Origin of the sequence: Pseudomonas sp. 2VD (assembly GCF_005503585.1) — a bacterium.
In the GTDB taxonomy this organism is placed as follows: domain Bacteria; phylum Pseudomonadota; class Gammaproteobacteria; order Pseudomonadales; family Pseudomonadaceae; genus Pseudomonas; species Pseudomonas aeruginosa.
In genome coordinates, this window is sequence record NZ_SCND01000082.1 from 1 (window position 1) to 18,690 (window position 18,690).

General features: G+C 65.3%; 16 protein-coding genes. 4 read left to right on the forward strand and 12 right to left on the reverse strand.

Annotated features, from left to right (window positions below):
* The 6 genes from tssD to puuE all read right to left on the reverse strand — a co-directional run.
* Positions 1–206: type VI secretion system tube protein TssD (gene tssD, locus FFS27_RS11865; protein WP_124075275.1), on the reverse strand; the 206-nt coding region annotated here is incomplete at its 3' end.
* A 619-nt stretch (positions 207–825) separates the two neighbouring features.
* Positions 826–2,103, reverse strand: a complete 1,278-nt coding sequence (locus FFS27_RS11870) for a urate hydroxylase PuuD (RefSeq protein ID WP_003083321.1) — start codon at positions 2,101–2,103, stop codon at positions 826–828.
* A gap of 48 nt (positions 2,104–2,151) precedes the next feature.
* On the reverse strand, positions 2,152–2,661 hold the full coding sequence (locus FFS27_RS11875; protein WP_003083329.1) for an ureidoglycolate lyase: 510 nt from the start codon (positions 2,659–2,661) through the stop codon (positions 2,152–2,154).
* A 54-nt stretch (positions 2,662–2,715) separates the two neighbouring features.
* Positions 2,716–3,714 (reverse strand): allantoicase, encoded by a 999-nt coding sequence (gene alc, locus FFS27_RS11880; protein ID WP_003087203.1) that lies wholly within the window; start codon positions 3,712–3,714, stop codon positions 2,716–2,718.
* Between the two features lie 17 nt (positions 3,715–3,731).
* Entirely contained in the window at positions 3,732–4,247 is a 516-nt protein-coding gene (gene uraD / locus FFS27_RS11885) for a 2-oxo-4-hydroxy-4-carboxy-5-ureidoimidazoline decarboxylase (protein ID WP_009314757.1), read from the reverse strand.
* Positions 4,244–5,170 carry an allantoinase PuuE gene (gene puuE / locus FFS27_RS11890; RefSeq protein WP_003083336.1) on the reverse strand — a complete coding sequence of 309 codons (927 nt, stop codon included), beginning with the start codon at positions 5,168–5,170 and terminating at the stop codon, positions 4,244–4,246. Before puuE ends, uraD begins: the two co-directional genes overlap by 4 nt.
* A 372-nt stretch (positions 5,171–5,542) precedes the next feature.
* Between puuE and uraH the strand changes: the two genes are divergently transcribed.
* Entirely contained in the window at positions 5,543–5,923 is a 381-nt protein-coding gene (uraH, locus tag FFS27_RS11895) for a hydroxyisourate hydrolase (protein ID WP_003087207.1), read from the forward strand.
* Between the two features lie 242 nt (positions 5,924–6,165).
* On the opposite strand, the gene FFS27_RS11900 is transcribed toward uraH, so the two are convergent.
* On the reverse strand, positions 6,166–7,515 hold the full coding sequence (locus FFS27_RS11900) for an NCS2 family permease (RefSeq protein ID WP_003087209.1): 1,350 nt from the start codon (positions 7,513–7,515) through the stop codon (positions 6,166–6,168).
* A gap of 374 nt (positions 7,516–7,889) precedes the next feature.
* Here FFS27_RS11900 and FFS27_RS11910 point away from each other — a divergent pair, with 374 nt between their 5' ends.
* Entirely contained in the window at positions 7,890–8,669 is a 780-nt protein-coding gene (locus FFS27_RS11910) for a GntR family transcriptional regulator (RefSeq protein ID WP_003083340.1), read from the forward strand.
* A gap of 53 nt (positions 8,670–8,722) precedes the next feature.
* Here FFS27_RS11910 and guaD read toward each other — a convergent pair whose 3' ends face one another.
* From guaD to alkB2, 5 genes are all read right to left on the reverse strand, one after another.
* Positions 8,723–10,027: a guanine deaminase gene (guaD, locus tag FFS27_RS11915; protein ID WP_003083342.1), complete on the reverse strand. Its 1,305-nt coding sequence runs from the start codon at positions 10,025–10,027 to the stop codon at positions 8,723–8,725.
* Positions 10,028–10,096: 69 nt separating this feature from the next.
* Entirely contained in the window at positions 10,097–10,936 is an 840-nt protein-coding gene (gene xdhC, locus FFS27_RS11920) for a xanthine dehydrogenase accessory protein XdhC (protein WP_021264551.1), read from the reverse strand.
* Positions 10,937–10,962: 26 nt separating this feature from the next.
* Entirely contained in the window at positions 10,963–13,362 is a 2,400-nt protein-coding gene (xdhB, locus tag FFS27_RS11925) for a xanthine dehydrogenase molybdopterin binding subunit (protein WP_003117773.1), read from the reverse strand.
* On the reverse strand, positions 13,355–14,809 hold the full coding sequence (xdhA, locus tag FFS27_RS11930) for a xanthine dehydrogenase small subunit (RefSeq protein ID WP_003087219.1): 1,455 nt from the start codon (positions 14,807–14,809) through the stop codon (positions 13,355–13,357). The genes xdhB and xdhA overlap by 8 nt, the downstream gene beginning before the upstream one ends.
* A gap of 220 nt (positions 14,810–15,029) precedes the next feature.
* Complete coding sequence (alkB2, locus tag FFS27_RS11935; RefSeq protein WP_003083349.1) at positions 15,030–16,163, reverse strand: alkane 1-monooxygenase AlkB2; 1,134 nt, start codon at positions 16,161–16,163, stop codon at positions 15,030–15,032.
* Positions 16,164–16,343: 180 nt separating this feature from the next.
* On the opposite strand from alkB2, the gene FFS27_RS11940 reads away from it, so the two are divergent.
* Positions 16,344–17,003, forward strand: coding sequence for a GntR family transcriptional regulator (locus FFS27_RS11940; RefSeq protein ID WP_003087224.1), 660 nt, complete (start codon positions 16,344–16,346; stop codon positions 17,001–17,003).
* Positions 17,004–17,028: 25 nt separating this feature from the next.
* The coding region (gene smc, locus FFS27_RS11945; protein WP_137952022.1) for a chromosome segregation protein SMC at positions 17,029–18,690 on the forward strand (1,662 nt) is incomplete at its 3' end.

The following is an 18,690-nucleotide window of genomic DNA, read 5'->3' on the forward strand; positions in this document are numbered from 1 at the left end:
ACCACCGGCTTGTGCACGCGCTGGCCGGTCGGCTGGCCGGACTGCGGGTCGCGCGGGATGATCACTTCGTGGTTGAAGCCCTGGACCATCACCTGGTCCTCGTGGCCTTCCTGATAGGTGTTGCCGACCGAGTCCTCGGTGAAGGCGCCGGCGGTGATCAGGCCCTGCTTGGTGCCGGTGATGGACATATAGGCGGGGGTTGCCATGGATACGTTCCTTGTCGTTGAAAGTGCCCAGGCGATATGCCGGGGACATCGGTGCTAGACAAGAACCGTGCCACTAGTCTTGAAACTCTTTTCCATCAAGGCGTTATTGGGGGAAGCCAAAAACTCGCTGGCGATTCTCATGGGAAGAACACTGAAAATTGCGCAACTTTTTGCGCACCGCTTGCAAAAAGTTGCGCACTCTCTCGGAGCCCTTTGGGTATTTGTTCCCTAGCGTTCTATCCACAACGTTATCAACCAAAAAGTTGCACAGTTCTTCATTGGCAAGGCAGCCGAAGATGGGGCGCGCACTATCACACGACGCAGCACCGGTCCGCCGGCCACACAGATCACCCGAGCGAAGTTTGCTGGGCAAATACGAGACGATACGTACCTGCGGACAGCGACGGTTGGTTGGTCGCTTTCAATGGTGGAGCGCCGCACGGTTTCGTTCCAGCGGCCCTGGGTGAAGGAAAGTGAGTTATCGGAGAGGTTGGGGGGCTGAAAGATATGGCCAGTTATGGCCAAAAGCCCTCTATGGAGAGGGCTTTTGGGGTAGGGCCAGCAGGGTTGTTCTGCTGCGGGGAACCGGAGGTGCGGTTCTTCGCCTTTCGGCCAAGGCTCAGTTGATCTGTGCGCCCTTGGCGATCCAGCTGCCGATCAGGTTGCGTTCTTCCTGGGTCATCTGCGTGATGTTGCCCAGCGGCATGATCTGCGAGGCCACGGCCTGGGCCTGGATCTTCGGTGCCAGTTGCTGGATCTGCTGCGGGGTGTCGAGCATGATCCCGCCTGGCGCGGTGCTGAACAGCTGGCTGGTCGGTTTCGCCGAGTGGCAGACGGTGCAGCGCTCCTGGATCACGTGATGGACCTTGTCGAAGTCGGCTCCGCTCGCGGCCCCGGCATTGGACGCCTGGGTCGCGGCAGGCGCGGCTGGTGCGTCGCCGCCGGTCGCCGGTTGTGCCGGTGCCGCCGCCGGGGTGCTGGCCAGCGGTGCGGAAGCCTGCTGGTAGTTCGGCGTGGTGACGAAGGCCAGGGCGATCATGCCCAGCGCGCCGGCGGGCAGTGCCCAGGCGAAGCGGTTGCTTTCGTGGCGGGTGTTGAAGTAGTGGCGTACCAGTACCGCGAGCACCGCGATGGCGGCCAGGATCAGCCAGTTGTACTGGCTGCCGTAGGTGCTCGGGAAGTGGTTGCTGATCATGATGAACAGCACCGGCAGGGTGAAGTAGTTGTTGTGCCGGGAGCGCAGCAGGCCCTTGGCCGGCAGCACCGGATCGGGCTCGCGGTTTTCTTCGATGGCTTTCACCAGCGCGCGCTGGGCCGGCATGATCACCCTGAACACGTTGCCGACCATGATGGTGCCGATGATCGCGCCGACGTGCAGGTAGGCGCCGCGGCCGCTGAACACCTGGGTCAGGCCGTAGGCGGCGGCGACCAGCAGGACGAACAGGACCAGGCCGAGCAGGGCAGGGGTCTTGCCCAGCGCCGAATCGCAGAGGATGGTGTAGACGAACCAGCCGCAGACCAGCGAACCGATACCGATGGCGATGGCCGCCGCCGGCGCCAGGTCGCTGCCGGGGGCGATCAGGTAGAGGGTCGGGTTCAGGTAGAACACGATGGTCAGCAACACCACCCCGGACATCCAGGTGGAGTAGGCCTCCCATTTGAACCAGTGCAGGTTCTCCGGCATTTTCGGCGGAGCCAGCTTGTACTTCTCCAGGTGGTAGATGCCGCCACCGTGGATTGCCCAGAGGTCTCCGGACAGGCCTTCACGCGGGTTGCTGCGGTTGAGGTTGTTCTCCAGCCAGACGAAATAGAACGAAGCGCCGATCCACGCGATCCCGACGATCATGTGAATCCAGCGCACCAGCAGGTTCAGCCATTCGATGAGATGTGCTTCCACAGTCTTGTACCTCTTGCCCTGGCCGGCGGACCGGCGGCAGGACCTCTCTTATTGGTTTGATTGGGGGTCGAGGAGGAGCTGTTCGTCCTCGGTGAAGAAATGCTCGTCGCAGTTGTTCCCGGAACCGCTGCGATCGACCACCAGGAAGTCATCCCGCTTTTCGATCGTCAGCACCGGATGGTGCCAGACGCCGCGGTGGTAATTGACGCCCTGCCTTCCGTTGGTCAGGAAGGCGCGGACGAGGCCCGGTACAGGTACATCGCCAAGTGGCGCGACCACGACCAGAAAGGGGTTGCCGAGCAGCGGGATGAAGGCCTGGCTGCCCAGCGGATGGCGTTCCAGCATGCGGATGCGCAACGGCATTTCCAGCTTCTCGGCGCTGAAGATGCTGATGATCGCGTTATCTTCCGGCTGCGCGGTCTCGACCGTGGCCAGCTTGTGATAACGGCGGGTGGAGCCGTTGTTGATCATGAAATAGTCGCTGCCGGCGGTTTCGATCACGTCACCGAACGGGGCGAAGGCTTCCTTGGTCAACGGCTCGATCTTGAGAGTGCGCATACTGATCCTGTCGATTCTGTTTGTTGTATTCCGGACGCACGCGGGGCCCGGGTCTTACGGTAATTGTGGCCTGCCGAACAGGCGCAGGCGGCTGACGCCGCCGTCGGGAAAGATGTTCAGGCGTACATGGGTGATCGGGCCGAGGGCGTTGAGGTGCCGCTCGAACCGATGTTCCTGGTGCATTTCCAGCTTCTGCGCTGGCAGCAGCTCGCGCCAGAAGAGGCTCTGTGCCTCGATCCGGGCCTCGTTTCCGCCTTCCACGAAGGCGGCCTGAATGCTGCAGCTTTCCGGATAGTTGCCCTTGAAGTGCAAGGTATCGACGACCGCCGCCTCGATGCTGCCGGGATGGCCGAGGGCGACGATCACCCAGTCGTGGCCCGGCGTGCGGCGGCGGCCGGTTTCCCAGCCGTCGCCCATGTTGATGGCACGTCCGGGGTTGAGCAGGTTGCCCATGCGTCCGAAATGCTGGTCGGAACAGGCCAGCGCCCGGCCGCCGTTGACCGCTGCGGCCAGGTCGAGCGCCGTTCCCGGCGGCAGGCTGCTCCAGTCGCGGTAGGGCACGCCATAGAGGCGCAGGCGGGCGATACCGCCGTCCGGGTAGATGTTCAGACGCAGGTGGGTCCAGGGACGTTCGTCGTCTATCGGGTGGTAGTGATGGCTATCGCCCTGCAGCCCCACCGCCGGCAGCACTTCGCTCCAGGACGTGCTGTCGTCCGGGTCGCCTTCGGTGCAGAAGCAGCCATCCAGGGAAGCCGCCGGCGGATGGTTGCCGGTGAAGAAGCGGGTGTCGATGTCGACGCCCTTCAGCACGCCCGGCACACCCAGGCGGATCACCGCCTGGTCATGGCCCTCGAAGCGCTTGCGGCGGGTTTCCCAGCCGTCCATCCACTTGCCGCTGTCGTCGAATACGCCTTCCTTCCACACCGGTTCGCCGGCCTGCAGCATGCGGCTGGCCGGGGCGAACCATTCGTCGCTGACGGCGACCACCTGGCTGCCCAGGCGTGCGTCAGCGAGGTCGAGGTAGTGGCGGAAGGGCGCGTGCTCGGCGTTCATGCTCGTCTCCGCAGGCCTCAGAGCTGCTGCAGGCGGAACAGGGCGATCTTGTTGATCTCGGCCAGCGCGGTAGCGAACTCCTCGTCGGCGGAGTGCTGGATGCGTTCCTCGAAGGCCGCCAGGATCTGATGGCGGTTGCTGCCCTTCACCGCCTTGATGAAGGGGAAGCCGAACCTGGCCTTGTAGGTGTCGTTGAGTTCGGTGAAGCGGGCGAACTCCTCGGCGCTGCATTCGTGAATCCCGGCGCCGGCCTGCTCGGAGGTGCTGGAGGCGGTCAGTTCGCCACGGATCGCCGCCTTGCCGGCGAGGTCCGGGTGGGCGTTGATCAGCGCCAGCTGGGCCTCGCGGCTTGCCGACAGGAGAATGTCGGCCATGCGCTGGTGCAGGCCCTCGATATCGTTGAGGCTGTCGTCGATACCCAGGTCATAGGCCTTCTCGGCGACCCAGGGGGAGTGTTCGTAGATGTCGGCGAAGGCTTCGATGAAGGCCTCGCGGGACAGCGAGGCGGGGGTCAGGGTCTGGAAACGGCTCATGCCTCGGTCTCCTGGAAAGGATGCTCACGGTGCCAATGGCGGGCGATGTCTTCGCGGCGGGCGAACCAGACCTTGTCGTGGCTCTGCGCGTACTGGATGAAGCGCTCCAGGGCGGCCATCCGCGCCGGGCGACCGATCAACCGGCAATGCAGGCCGATGGAGAGCATCTTCGGCGCCGTCGCGCCTTCTTCGTAGAGCACGTCGAAGGCGTCCTTCAGGTACTGGAAGAACTGCTCGCCATTGTTGAAGCCCTGCACCTGGGTGAAGCGCATGTCGTTGGTGTCCAGGGTATAGGGAATCACCAGGTGCGGTTTCTCCGCGGTGCTGGCCGGGTCCCAGTAGGGCAGGTCGTCGTCGTAGGTGTCGGAGTCATAGAGGAAGCCGCCTTCCTCCATCACCAGGCGCCGGGTGTTCGGGCCGGTGCGTCCGGTGTACCAGCCCACCGGGCGCTGGCCGGTGAGTTCGGTGAGGATGCGGATGGCTTCGAGCATGTGCTCGCGCTCCTGGGCCTCGTCCATGTACTGGTAGTCGATCCAGCGGTAGCCGTGGCTGCAGATTTCGTGGCCGTCGGCGACCATCGCCCTGATCACCTCAGGGTTGCGCTGCGCCGCCATGGCCACGGCGAACACGGTGAGCGGCACGTTGCGTCGCTTGAACAGCTTGAGCAGGCGCCAGACCCCGGCGCGGCTGCCGTATTCGTAGAGCGATTCCATGCTCATGTGGCGCACGCCCTGCAAGGGCTGGGCAGCCACCATTTCGGAAAGGAACGCCTCGGACTCCTTGTCGCCATGCAGGACGCAGCGCTCGCCACCTTCTTCGTAATTGAGCACGAAGGACAGGGCGATGCGCGCATCGCCGGGCCAGTGAGGGTGGGGAGGGTTGTTGCCGTATCCGATCAGGTCGCGTGGGTAGTCAGCGCTCACAGCAGTGTTCCTTATTGTGGATGGGGCGGCGGGCCGGACGGGCCGGGGATGCCGTGATGGATTTATTGTATACAAGTTTGCCTGCGGTCTGTAAATACAATCCTGCTTGCCGATCCCTGCCATTCATCCAGCAAAAAACCTGCCCGATTGGTCAGTTAGCGAAGAATGAGGCCCTGCAGGGTGGGGCTTGTGGAAGGAATGCCCGTTTTCTGGGTGGCTGCCGCATTTTCGGTTGCGGCGGTGTTTTTTGTATACAATTCATCGAAAGATAACTTATATTGCTTCGCAAGCGGCTCCCTGGCGGGCTGCAAGCGAGCGGCGCCGGGCAGGTCCCGGAGCGATCCCCATCGAACGAAGGCAAGAGGAGGAGTGGTGTCCGCCAGCGGGCGCCCGCAACCCATGGGACGTTTGACCACGCATGTACTGGATTCCGCACATGGCTGCCCCGGCCATGGCATCAAGATCGAGCTGTACCGGGTAGAAGGCCAGCAACTGGAACTGATCGCCACCACCCTGACCAACCACGACGGCCGCTGCGACCAGCCGGTGCTGCAAGGCGAGGACTTCCGTCCCGGGGTCTATCAACTGGTGTTCAACGCCGGCGACTACTATCGCGCCCGCGGCGTGCAATTGCCGGAGCCGGCATTCCTCGACCAGGTGGTGCTGCGTTTCGGCATCGCCTCCGCCGACGATCACTACCATGTGCCGCTGCTGATCTCGCCCTACAGCTATTCGACCTATCGCGGCAGCTAGGTGCGTGCCACGAAACATTGACTCCCTGAGTCCTTTTCCCTGGCCCGCCGTCGAGCGGGCCTTTTTTCGTTCGCGGGGAAGGCGCCGAGGGTTGCCGGTTATCCGCCATCTGCGGGGGGGGGCAGGACGATGCGGCGCAAGGTGTGAATGGGCGACGGATGAGGCTGTGCGTCGCGAGCCCTGCGGGGCAACGACAGGTACGAGGCGGATAGCCGCGTGCGGCCATCCGCCACCCGGGCGGGTCAGAGGAAGATGAACTTGGCGACGAAGATCACGAACAAGGCATAGAGGCTGGCCGAGACTTCGCGGTGCTTGCCGGTGAGGACCTTCATCGCGACGTAGGTGATGAAGCCCAGGGCGATGCCGTCGGCCACCGAGAAGGTCAGCGGCATCATGATCACCGTGACGATCGCCGGGATGGTCTCGGTGTGCTCGTCCCAGTCGATGTGCGCCATCCCGCCCATCATCAGCATGGCCACGTAGATCAGCGCGCCGGCGGTGGCGAAGGCGGGGATCATCCCGGCCAGCGGGGCGAAGAACATCGCGGCGACGAACAGCACGCCAACCACCACCGCGGTGAGCCCGGTACGTCCGCCGGCGGCCACGCCCGCGGCGCTCTCCACGTAACTGGTCACCGGCGGGACACCGAGCATGCCGCCGAACACGCTGGAGGCGCTGTCGGCCTTCATCGCCTTCGACAGGTTCTCGATACGTCCGTCCTCCTTCACCAGGTGCGCGCGCTGGGCGACGCCCATGAGAGTGCCGGCGGTATCGAACATGTGCACGAAGAGGAAGGCCAGGATCACGCTGATCATGGTGACGTTGAACGCGCCGGCGATGTCCATCGCCAGGAAGGTCGGCGCCAGGCTCGGCGGCGCCGAGAACACCCCGCCGTACTGCACCAGGCCGAGGGCCCAGCCGACCAGGGTGACGCTGAGGATGCTGATGAGGATGCCGCCGAACACCCGGCGGTACTCGAGCACGGCGATCATCAGGAAGCACAGTGCCGCCAGCAGCGGGCCGGGCGAGGTGAGGTGGCCGAGCTTGATCAGGGTCGCCGGGCTGGCCACCACGATGCCGGCGGTCTTCAGGCCGATCAGGCCGAGGAACAGGCCGACACCCGCGCCCATGGCGAACCTGAGGCTGCGGGGGATGCTGTTGAGCAGCCATTCGCGGACCCGGGAGAAGGTCAGCAGCATGAACATCACCCCGGAGATGAACACCGCGCCGAGGGCGATCTGCCAGCTGTAGCCCATGGTGCCGACCACGGTGTAGGTGAAGAAGGCGTTCAGCCCCATTCCCGGCGCCAGGCCCACCGGCCAGTTGGCGTACAAGCCCATCAGGAAGCAGCCGAGGGCGGCCGCCAGGCACGTGGCGACGAACGCCGCGCCGTGGTCGATGCCGGCGTCGGCCATGATGTTGGGATTGACGAAGATGATGTAGGCCATGGTGATGAAGGTGGTCAGCCCGGCCGCCAGCTCGGTCCTGACCGTCGTACCATGCTGGCGGAGCTTGAACAGGCGTTCGAGCAGGCCGGTGGCGGGCGGTGTCGCAGCGTAGATCCCTTGTTCTTCTTGTTTGGTGCTTTCCACAGCAGGTACTCCTCATCGCTCTTGTTGTTAGGTCCTGCGGGCCGGTTGGTTACCAGGTCCCTGACGCGGCTCGAAGGTGATGTGAGGGCACGATTTTCTGACCTTTGGGTCAAGAACTCGTGCGAGCGATTATGCCTTTGTATACAAAAAGGTCAAAGAATGTTTGAGGGTGTTTCGCCACATTTTTATCAGCTTTCCGTCACGCGTCCTTCCGGGCGGTGCCGCGCGCTCGGAACGAGGGGCGGAAAGGGGTGGTGCGCCGGATGCCGCTGCTTGTGTACACTATTTCGCTATCAGCCGCCGGCGTGCCTCACCCACGCCCGTGAGCGAGGATCAGCCCAGGCCACAAGCCGGACGCACAAGGTTCGAGACCGATGACCGATCAGTTGCAACACATCAGGAAGCCGCCGCGCACCGGCAAGGCTGCCCGCAGCGGTACCCAGGACGAGATCGTCTACGCCCACATCTTCGACGCCATCCTCGAACAACGCCTGGCCCCCGGCACCAAGCTGAGCGAGGAAGCGCTCGGCGAGATATTCGGCGTCAGCCGCACCATCATTCGCCGCGCCCTCTCGCGCCTGGCCCACGAGCAGGTGGTGCTGTTACGGCCGAACCGCGGCGCGGTGGTCGCCAGCCCGAGCATCGACGAGGCCCGGCAGATCCTTTTCGCCCGCCGCACCGTCGAGCGCGCCATCACCGAACTGGCCACCGACAACGCCACCGCCGAGCGCCTGGCCGAGTTGCGCGAGATGGTGGTGCAGGAACAATCCAGCTTCGCCCGTGGCGACCGGGGCGCCGGCATCCGCCTGTCCGGCGAGTTCCACCTGAAGCTCGCCGAGATGGCGCGCAACGCTCCTCTGGTGAGTTTCCAGCGCAGCCTGGTGTCGCAGACCTCGCTGATCATCGCCCAGTACGAAAGCGGCGGTCGCTCGCACTGCTCGTTCGACGAGCACAACGAGATCCTCGACGCCATCGAGAAGGGCGACAAGGAGCGCGCAGTGACCCTGATGATGCACCACATGGAGCATATCGACAGCAAGCTCAACCTGGAGAGCGACAACGCTTCCGGCGACCTGCACGCGGTGTTCTCGCACCTCCTCGGCGGCAAGAAGAAGCCACGCCGGGCCAAGGCCGACAGCGACTCGGCGGCCTGATCCGAAGCATGAAAAAGCCCCGCGATGCGGGGCTTTTTCGTTTCCGCCGGGAGTCAGTCGCGGCGATGCACCGAGCGACCGGCGGCGAAGGTTTCCTTCACCGTGCGGTCGTCGCCGAGGATGGTCAGCGCGAACAGCCGTTCGGCCAGGCTGCCGGCCTGGCTCAGGCGGTAGGAGAGCAGCGGGGTGGCGTGGTAGTCGAGGACCACGAAGTCCGCCTCGTTGCCGGTGGCGAAGCTGCCGATCCGGTCGTCCAGCTCCAGCGCACGGGCGCCGCCGAGGGTGGCGAGGTAGAGCGACTTGAACGGATCGAGGCGGGCGCCCTGCAACTGCATGACCTTGTACGCCTCGTTCAGGGACTGCAACTGGGAGAAGCTGGTGCCGGCGCCGACATCGGTGCCGAGGCCGACCTTGACCTTGTAGCGCTCCAGCTTCGGCAGGTCGAACAGACCGCTGCCGAGGAACAGGTTGGAGGTCGGGCAGAACGCCACTGCCGAGCCAGTCTCCGCCAGGCGCTGGCATTCGCCGTCGCACAGGTGCACGCCATGGGCGAACACCGAGCGCGGCCCGAGCAGGCCGTGGTGGTCGTAGACGTCCAGGTAGCCGCTGCGCTCGGGGAACAGCTCCTTCACCCACTCGATTTCCTTGAGGTTCTCCGACAGGTGGGTGTGCAGGTATACGCCGGGATGCTCGCGCAGCAGCCGCGCCGCCATGTCCAGCTGTTCCGCGGTGCTGGTCGGGGCGAAGCGCGGGGTCACCGCGTAGAGCAGACGGCCCTGGCCGTGCCAGCGCTCGATCAGCGCCTTGCTGTCGCGGTAGCTGCTCTCGGCGGTGTCGGTCAGGTAGTCCGGCGCGTTGCGGTCCATCATCACCTTGCCGGCGATCAGGCGCAGGTCCAGGCGCCGGGCGGCCTCGAACAGCGATTCCACCGATTGCCGGTGCACGCTGCCGAAGACCAGCGCGGTGGTGGTGCCGTTGCGCAGCAGTTCCTGCAGGAAGATTTCGGCGACCTGGTCGGCATGGGCCTGGTCACCGAATTGGCGCTCGGTGGGGAAGGTATAGGTGTTCAGCCAGTCCAGCAGTTGTTCGCCGTAGGAGGCGATCATCCCGGTCTGCGGGAAATGGATGTGGGTATCGATGAAGCCGGGGGTGATCAGCGCGTCGCGGTACTCGAAGACCTCGACCTCGCCGATCTCGCCGAGCAGGGTTTCGGCGTCACCGAGGCGAGCGACCTTGCCGTCCTCCACCAGCAACAGGCCGTCCTCGAAGTATTCGTAGGAGCGTTCGACGCCGACCTCCGCGGGGTCGGCGATGCTGTGCAGGATGGCGGCGCGGTAGGCTTTGGCGTTGCGGGTCATGGCAGTCTCGAAAAAAGGTTCGTGGGAGGTCCGCCGCCTGGCGGCGGACGCGGGGGAGCGGGGGGCCGCTCAGGATTCGTGGGCGCGGCGCGACTCCGGGGTCAGCCGGGTGACGCTCGACGGCCCCTGCTTGCGTTCCAGGCCGAAGGCGGCGTTGTAGGTGGCGATCACCTCGCCGGCGATGGAGATGGCGATCTCCGCCGGCAGCTTGCCTTTCACCTGCTCCAGGCCCATCGGGCAGCGCATCCGTTGCAGGCGTTCGGCGTCGACGCCACGTTCGCGCAGGCGGTGCTCGAACTTAACGCGCTTGGTCTTCGAGCCGATCAGGCCGAAGTAGGCGAAGTCGTTGCGCGCCAGGATCGCCGCGGTAAGCTCCAGGTCCAGCGGGTGATTGTGGGTCATGACGATGAAGTGGCTGCCGGGCGGCATCCGCTCGACCTCGTCGAGCACTTCGTCGTTCACCACTTTTTCCACGCCGTCGGGCAGGAGCGCGGGAAATTCGTGTTCCCGCGAATCGATCCAGCGCACCCGGCAGGGCAGGCTGGCGAGCAAGGGTACCAGGGCGCGACCGACGTGGCCCGCGCCGAACACGGCGATGTGTGCCTGCGGCTGGCCCATCGGCTCGAACAGCAGCACCGTGGCGCCGCCGCAGCACTGGCCGAGACTGGCGCCCAGGCTGAAGCGCTCCAGGCGGGTGTCCTGGGTCCGCGCGGCGAGCATTTCCCGGGCAATGGCCTGGGCCCTGTATTCCAGGTGGCCGCCGCCGATGGTGTCGTAGAGCTGCTCGGCGCTGACCACCATCTTCGAGCCGGCGTTGCGCGGGGTCGAGCCGCGCTCCTCGATGATGGTCACCAGGACGCAAGGTTCGCCGCTACGCTGCAACTCGGCCAGGGCGCTGATCCAGTTCATCTCGTCATCCTCACGATCGCGGCGGTTCAGGCCGGTTCGACCGCGGCGTCCGCCGCTTGCGCCTGGGCGGCCTTCAGCCGGCGCATCTGTTCCACGCCCCAGAGCACCCGCTCGGGCGTCGCCGGCGCGTCGATGGCGGGTTGCGCGCGGTAGTCGGCGAGGCTGGCCACGGCGTCCTTGATCGCGCACCAGACCGAGATGCCGAGCATGAACGGCGGCTCGCCCACGGCCTTGGAATGGAACACGGTCTGCTCCGGATTCTTGCGGTTCTCCAGCAGTTTCACCCGCAGGTCCAGCGGCATGTCGGCGACGGCGGGAATCTTGTAGCTGGCCGGGCCGCTGGTCATCAGCTTGCCCTTGGCGTTCCAGACCAGTTCCTCCATGGTCAGCCAGCCCATGCCCTGGACGAAGCCGCCTTCAACCTGGCCGATGTCGATGGCCGGGTTCAGCGAGTCGCCGACGTCATGCAGGATGTCGGTGCGCAGCATGCGGTATTCGCCGGTGAGGGTATCGACTATCACCTCCGAGCAGGCGGCGCCGTAGGCAAAATAATAGAAGGGCCGGCCACGGGCCTGCTCGCGGTCGTAGAAGATCTTCGGCGTGCGGTAGAAGCCGGTGCTGGACAACGAGACCTGGCCGAAGTAGGCCTGCTGGACCAGTTCCTCGAACGGCAGGATCAGCTCGCGGATACGCACCTGGTTGTTGCGGAACTCGACGTCTTCCTCGCTGACCTTCCAGTGCCGCGCGGCGAACTCCACCAGGCGCCGCTTGATGGTTTCGGCGGCATTCTGCGCGGCCTTGCCGTTCAGGTCGGTGCCCGAGGAGGCGGCGGTGGGCGAGGTGTTGGGCACCTTGTCGGTATTGGTGGCGGTGATCTGGATGCGCTCCACGTCGACCTGGAAGACCTCGGCGACCACCTGGGCGACCTTGGTGTTGAGGCCCTGGCCCATTTCGGTGCCGCCATGGTTCAGGTGGATGCTGCCGTCGGTATAGATGTGGATCAGCGCACCTGCCTGGTTGAGGAAGGTCGCGGTGAACGAAATGCCGAACTTCACCGGGGTCAGCGCCAGGCCTTTCTTCAGGACCGGGCTGGCGGCATTGAAGGCACGGATTTCCTCGCGGCGGCGGGCGTACTCGCTGCTCGCTTCCAGCTCGGCGGTCATCTCCGCCAGCAGGTTGTGCTCGACGGTCTGGTGGTAATGGGTGACGTTGCGCTCGTCCTTGCCGTAGTAGTTGAGCTTGCGCACCTCCAGCGGATCCTTGCCGAGGCTGCGGGCCACGGCGTCCATGATCTCCTCGATGGCGACCATTCCCTGGGGCCCGCCGAAACCGCGGTAGGCGGTGTTCGAGGCGGTGTTGGTCTTGCAACGGTGGCCGTTGATGGTGGCGTTGCCGAGGAAGTAGGCGTTGTCCGAGTGGAACATGGCGCGGTCGACGATCGAGCCGGAGAGGTCCGGCGAATAGCCGCAATTGCCGGCCAGGTCGATCTGGATGCCGTGCAGGCGGCCATCGTCGTCGAAGCCGACGTCGTATTCGACGTAGAACGGGTGACGCTTGCCGGTGATCTGCATGTCCTCCATGCGCGGCAGGCGCATCTTCGCCGGACGCCCGGTGTGGTAGGCGACCACCGCGCACAGGCAGGCCGGCGCCGCGGCCTGGGTTTCCTTGCCGCCGAAGCCGCCGCCCATGCGGCGCATGTCGATGACGATGCGGTTGAAGGAAACCCCGAGGACCTCGGCCACCAGCTTCTGCACTTCGGTGGGGTTCTGCGTCGAGCAATAGACGATCATGCCGCCGTCTTCGCTGGGCATTACCGAGGAAATCTGCGTCTCCAGGTAGAAATGCTCCTGGCCGCCGATGTGCAGCGTGCCTTGCAGGCGATGCGGCGCGCCGGCCAGCGCGGCGGCGGAATCGCCGATGCGGTGCTGGTGGCTGTCGAGGACGAAATGGCGCTTGCGCAGGGCCTCGACCACGTCGAGCACCGGTTCCAGGTCTTCGTACTCGACGATCGCCGCCATGGCCGCCTTGCGCGCGGTTTCCAGGCTGTCGGCGGCGACCGCCAGGACCATCTGTCCGACATACTCCACCTTGCCATCGGCCAGCAGCGGGTCGCCGGCCACCACCGGGCCGATGTCCAGCTGGCCGGGAACGTCGGCGGCGGTGAGGGCGATGGCGACGCCGGGGAACTGGTAGCAGGGCGTCACGTCGAGGCGGGTGATGCGGGCGTGGGCGCGCTCGCTCAGGCGCGCATAGACGTGCAACTGGTTGGGAAACTCCAGGCGATCGTCGATGTAGATCGCCTCGCCGCTGACGTGCTTGGGGGCGCTTTCGTGCTTGACGCTGCGGCCGACTCCGGTGGTCAGCTCGGCGCGGAACAGGTCGGCCAGCTCTTCCTGGCTCTTGTGCGGCTTGCGATGGTTAGACATAGGCGGTCACCCGGGTTTCGACGGCGGGAGCGTGCAGCTCCAGGAAGCATTTGCGCAGCAGGTTCTGCGCGGTCAGCAGGCGATATTCCTTGCTCGCGCGGAAGTCGCTGAGCGGGGTGAAGTCGTTCGCCAGGGCGGCGGCGGCGCGTTCGAAGCTGGCGGCTTCCAGGCGCGCGCCTTGCAGCGCCGCTTCGCAGGCGGCGGCGCGCTTGGGAATCGCCGCCATGCCGCCGAAGGCGACCCTGGCGCGGGCGATCCGGCCATCTTCCAGGTCGAGGCTGATGGCGGCGCAGACCGCGGAAATATCGTCGTCGATGCGCTTGGAGACCTTGTAGGCCTTGAACGCCTGGCTGGGCCGGGCACGCGGGACGAGGATCTTCTCGATGAACTCGCCTTCTTCGCGGGCGGTGACCTTGTAGTCGAGGAAGTACTCCTCCAGCGGCAGCTCGCGGCGCCGTTCGCCGCGGCGCAGGACGATCTTCGCGCCGAGGGCGATCAGCAGCGGCGGGGCGTCGCCGATCGGCGAGGCGTTGCCGATATTGCCGCCGAGGGTGCCCTGGTTGCGGATCTGCAGGGACGCGAAACGCTGCAGCAATTCGCCGAAGTCCGGGTAGTCCGCGGCCAGCGCCTGGTAGCAGTCGGTCAGCGGGGTGGCGGCGCCGATTTCCAGGCAGTTGACGCCCACTTCGATGCGTTTCATTTCGCGGATGTGGCCGACATAGATCATCACCGGCAGTTCGCGATGGAACTGGGTGACCTCCAGCGCCAGGTCGGTGCCGCCGGCCAGCAGGCGTGCCTGCGGATTGGCGCCGTAGAGGTCGGCCAGGTCGGCGACGGTGAGCGGCAGCAGGCAGCGCCGGTCACCGCTGTTCAGCTCGGCGGTTTCGCGCGGAGCGATGGCGCGCAATTGCTCGATGGTGGCGGCTTCCCGGGCGTCGAACTGGTCTGCGCGCTTGTGGCAGCAGGCCTGCTCGGCGGCGTCGAGGATCGGCCGGTAGCCGGTGCAGCGGCAGAGGTTGCCGGCGAGCGCCTCGTGGGCCTTGGCCGGATCGGCGCCGGCGCTGTTCTTCTGCAGGGCGAACAGCGACATGACGAAGCCCGGCGTGCAGAACCCGCACTGCGAGCCATGGCAGTCGACCATCGCCTGCTGCACGTCGTGCAGACGGTCCTGGTGCTTGAGGTCCTCGACGGTGATCAATTGCTTGCCGTGAAGGGCGGAAACGAAGGTCAGGCAGGAGTTCAGGCTGCGATAGCGGATGCGTTCGGCACCATCCTCGCCGGTGACCAGTTCGCCGACCACCACGGTGCAGGCGCCGCAATCGCCGGAGGCGCAGCCTTCCTTGGTGCCGGTCTTGCCGAGGTGCCGGCGCAGGTAGTCGAGGACGGTGAGGTTGGGGTCCAGGCGTTCTTCGACGCGGATCTCCCGGTTGAGCAGGAACCTGATCAAGGCGTGCCTCCAGGCGGGTTCTTGTTATTGAATTCTAGGCCTTGCAGGAGAACCGGCCGGAGTGGGGCGGTTTCCGCACAGGGCTCCACGGTAGGAGCTATGGAGGCGAATCTAGAAAAAACTGACTTTTGAGTCAAATAATTTTTTGACCTGTAGGTCAGTCAGTTTCCCCATAAACGAAAACGGCACCCGAAGGTGCCGTTTCCCAGGGGCGGGACGCTCAGATGCGCTGGGTGTCGGTAAGCTGGTATTCCTCGCCGGCATAGTAGGCGCGCACCTTCGGGTCCATCACCGCGCGCCAGAGCGGCGGGAACAGGGCGAGGACGATCATCCCGGCGTAGCCGTTGGGCAGTTGCGGGCTGCTGTCGTAGTGGCGCAGCACCTGGTAGCGGCGCTTGGCGTAGGCATGGTGGTCGGAATGGCGCTGCAGGTGGAAAAGGAACAGGTTGGTCAGGAGGAAATTGCTGTTCCACGAGTGTTCCGGCGTGGTGCGTTCGTAGCGGCCGTTGTCCAGACGCCGCCGATGCAGGCCGTAGTGCTCGACGTAGTTGACGATCTCCAGCAGGGTGAAGGCCATCACCGACTGGCCGAGGAAGAAGATCGCTCCCAGCCAGCCGAAGGCCAGGCTGAAGCCGAGCAGGAAGAGGGCGCTGATGGCGTACCACCAGATCAGCTCGTTGCGCCAGTGCAGGGCCGGCAGGCCCTTGCGCTTCAGGCGCTCGGCCTCCAGGCGCCAGGCGTTGAGGAAGTTGTGCTTGTAGGCGTGCGGGAGGAACGAGTAGAGGCTCTGGCCGTAGCGCGAGGACGAGGCATCTTCCGGGGTCGAGACGTGTACATGGTGGCCGCGCACGTGTTCGACCTTGAAGCCGGCATAGCACACCGCCGCCAGCAGCAGGCCGCCGGCGTTCTGTTCCAGTTGCGGGTCCTTGTGGATCAGTTCGTGGGAGACGGTGATGCCGATGGCGCCCATCACGGTGCCCACCGACAGGATCCAGCCCAGTTGGCCGACCCAGTCCCAGCGGGTCTCGTGGGCGAGGATCCAGCCGGACCAGACGAGCATGCCCAGCAACAGCGGGACGGTGGCCAGGGACAGTACGCGGTAGTAGCCCTGTGCTTCCATCTCCGGCACTTCGCTGGCTTCCTCGGGGTTGGCCGGATCGCGGCCGACGATGGCATCGAGGATCGGGATCAGCCCGAACACCACGCTGATCACCAGCCAGGGCCAGGCGTTGGGATAGTCACTACCGAGCGACCACCAGTAGCTGAGCGGAATGCCGAGCACCGCGATCAGCCAGATCCAGTAGCCGTACTTTTTCAGACGCAGCATCCAAGCAGAGGAAAGCGAGGCAAACATGGGAAGTCCTCGTATTTATCTTGTTAGATTGTCTGACAATTGTCCTCCCTTGGCCGGCCTGCCCCATCCCAACCTTCGTTCTGTCCGCCGCTTCGCCGGGAAGCCGACGGGGTAACGCCCTGTGTTACACTTCCCATCCATATACCCCCGGAAAACGCGCCCCTGGATAAAAGGATCACCATGACGTTCAAGGCCCCGGACAGCCTGGCAGAGCAGATCGCCCACCACCTCGCGGAACGCATCATCCGGGGAGAACTCAAGGAACGGGAACGTATCCAGGAGCAGAAGGTCACCCAGACCCTCAACGTCAGTCGCGGCTCGGTCCGCGAGGCGCTGCTGATTCTCGAACGCCGCCACCTGGTGAACATCCTGCCGCGCCGCGGCGCCCAGGTGTCCGAACTGTCCCCGCAACATGTGGAAAGCCTCTACGCGCTGATCGTGCAGCTCTACATCCTGCTGGCGGAAAGCGTCGCCCGGCGCTGGCGCAGCGAAGCCGAGCTGGCACCGTTCCTGGCCATCCAGCAGCGCCTGCTGAACAACCTGGCGCAAAGCGATATCGACGGCTTCGTCGAGGCCAGTTTCGACATCATGCGCGCGGCCTTTCCTTTCGCGAACAATCCCTACCTGCAGGAGACCGTCGAAAACCTGCTGCCAGCGGTGAGTCGTGCCTACCACCTGGCGCTGGAGCGGCGCAAGGCGGAAATGAACCAGTTCCTCGGCAGTTTCGCCCAGCTCCTGCAAGCGGTGATCGCCCGTGACGAGGCGAGGATCCGCGAGGTCCTGCTGGAATACGGCCGCCACAACTGCCAGCTGGTGCTGGCCGCGCTCGCCGAACGCTGATGGCGACCCTGGCGGGAGCGCACGCATGCGCCTGAAGAGCATCAAGCTGGCGGGGTTCAAGTCCTTCGTCGATCCGACCACGGTGAACTTCCCCAGCAACATGGCGGCAGTGGTAGGGCCGAACGGCTGCGGCAAGTCGAACATCATCGACGCGGTGCGCTGGGTGATGGGCGAAAGCTCGGCGAAGAACCTGCGCGGCGAGTCGATGACCGATGTCATCTTCAACGGCTCGAATACCCGCAAGCCGGTGAGCCAGGCGAGCATCGAGCTGATCTTCGACAACGCCGAGACCACCCTGGTGGGCGAATACGCCCAGTACGCCGAGATATCCATTCGCCGACGGGTCTCGCGGGACGGGCAGAACACCTATTTCCTCAACGGCACCAAGTGCCGGCGGCGCGACATCACCGACATCTTCCTCGGCACCGGCCTGGGGCCGCGCAGCTACTCGATCATCGAACAGGGCATGATCTCCAAGCTGATCGAGGCGCGTCCGGAAGACCTGCGCAACTTCATCGAGGAAGCCGCGGGCATTTCCAAGTACAAGGAGCGCCGCCGCGAAACCGAAAGCCGCATCCGTCGGACCCAGGAAAACCTGGCACGCCTCACCGACCTGCGCGAAGAGCTGGGGCGGCAACTGGAACGCCTGCACCGGCAGGCCCAGTCGGCGGAAAAATACCAGGAACACAAGGCCGAGGAGCGCCAGCTCAAGGCCCAGCTGGGTGCCGTGCGCTGGCGCGACCTGAACGAGCAGGTCGGTCAGCGCGAGCGGGTCATCGGCGACCAGGAGATCGCCTTCGAGGCCCTGGTGGCCGAGCAGCGTGGTGCCGATGCCGGCATCGAACGGCTGCGCGACGGCCATCACGAGTTGTCCGAACGCTTCAACCAGGTGCAGGCGCGCTTCTATTCGGTCGGCGGCGACATCGCCCGGGTCGAGCAGAGCATCCAGCATGGCCAGCAGCGCCAGCGCCAGTTGCAGGACGACTTGCGCGAAGCCGAACGGACCCGCCAGGAAACCGAATCGCACCTCGGGCACGACCGTACCTTGCTCGCGACCCTGGCCGAGGAAATGGCCATGCTCGCACCGGAACAGGAATTCAGCGCGGCCGCCGCGGAAGAAGCGGGCATCGCCCTGGAACAGGCCGAGCAGGGCATGCAGGCCTGGCAGCAGCAGTGGGATGCCTTCAACCAGCAGAGCGCCGAACCCCGCCGCCAGGCCGAGGTGCAGCAGTCGCGCATCCAGCACCTGGAGCAGAGCCTGGAGCGCCTGCAGGATCGCGAGCGGCGCCTGCAGGAGGAGCGTGGCCAGTTGGCGGCCGACCCCGAGGACGCGGCGATCCTCGAACTCAACGAACAGGTGGCGATCGCCGAACTGGCCCTGGAAGAACTGCAATTGCAGGAGCAGGGCCAAGCCGAGCGACTCGAACAATTGCGCCAGGAATTGCAGCAGCTGGCCGCCGAACAGCACCAGGCGCAGGGCGAGTTGCAGCGCCTGAACGGGCGCATCGCTTCGCTGGAGGCCCTGCAGCAGGCCGCTCTCGATCCCGGACAGGGCGCCTGGGAGTGGTTGCGCGAGCAGGGCCTGGAACAACGTCCGCGCCTCGCCGAAGGCTTGCGTGTCGAGCCGGGTTGGGAGCTGGCGGTGGAGACCGTGCTCGGCGCGGATCTGCAGGCGGTCTTGCTGGAC

What these genes read in the sequence shown, in the direction of transcription:
- FFS27_RS11875 (WP_003083329.1), bottom strand. Translation starts at nt 2,661, where the DNA reads ATGCGCACTCTCAAGATCGAGCCGTTGACCAAGGAAGCCTTCGCCCCG.
- alc (WP_003087203.1), bottom strand. Translation starts at nt 3,714, where the DNA reads ATGAACGCCGAGCACGCGCCCTTCCGCCACTACCTCGACCTCGCTGAC.
- uraD (WP_009314757.1), bottom strand. Translation starts at nt 4,247, where the DNA reads ATGAGCCGTTTCCAGACCCTGACCCCCGCCTCGCTGTCCCGCGAGGCC.
- FFS27_RS11910 (WP_003083340.1), top strand. Translation starts at nt 7,890, where the DNA reads ATGACCGATCAGTTGCAACACATCAGGAAGCCGCCGCGCACCGGCAAG.
- guaD (WP_003083342.1), bottom strand. Translation starts at nt 10,027, where the DNA reads ATGACCCGCAACGCCAAAGCCTACCGCGCCGCCATCCTGCACAGCATC.
- xdhC (WP_021264551.1), bottom strand. Translation starts at nt 10,936, where the DNA reads ATGAACTGGATCAGCGCCCTGGCCGAGTTGCAGCGTAGCGGCGAACCT.
- xdhB (WP_003117773.1), bottom strand. Translation starts at nt 13,362, where the DNA reads ATGTCTAACCATCGCAAGCCGCACAAGAGCCAGGAAGAGCTGGCCGAC.
- alkB2 (WP_003083349.1), bottom strand. Translation starts at nt 16,163, where the DNA reads ATGTTTGCCTCGCTTTCCTCTGCTTGGATGCTGCGTCTGAAAAAGTAC.
- FFS27_RS11940 (WP_003087224.1), top strand. Translation starts at nt 16,344, where the DNA reads ATGACGTTCAAGGCCCCGGACAGCCTGGCAGAGCAGATCGCCCACCAC.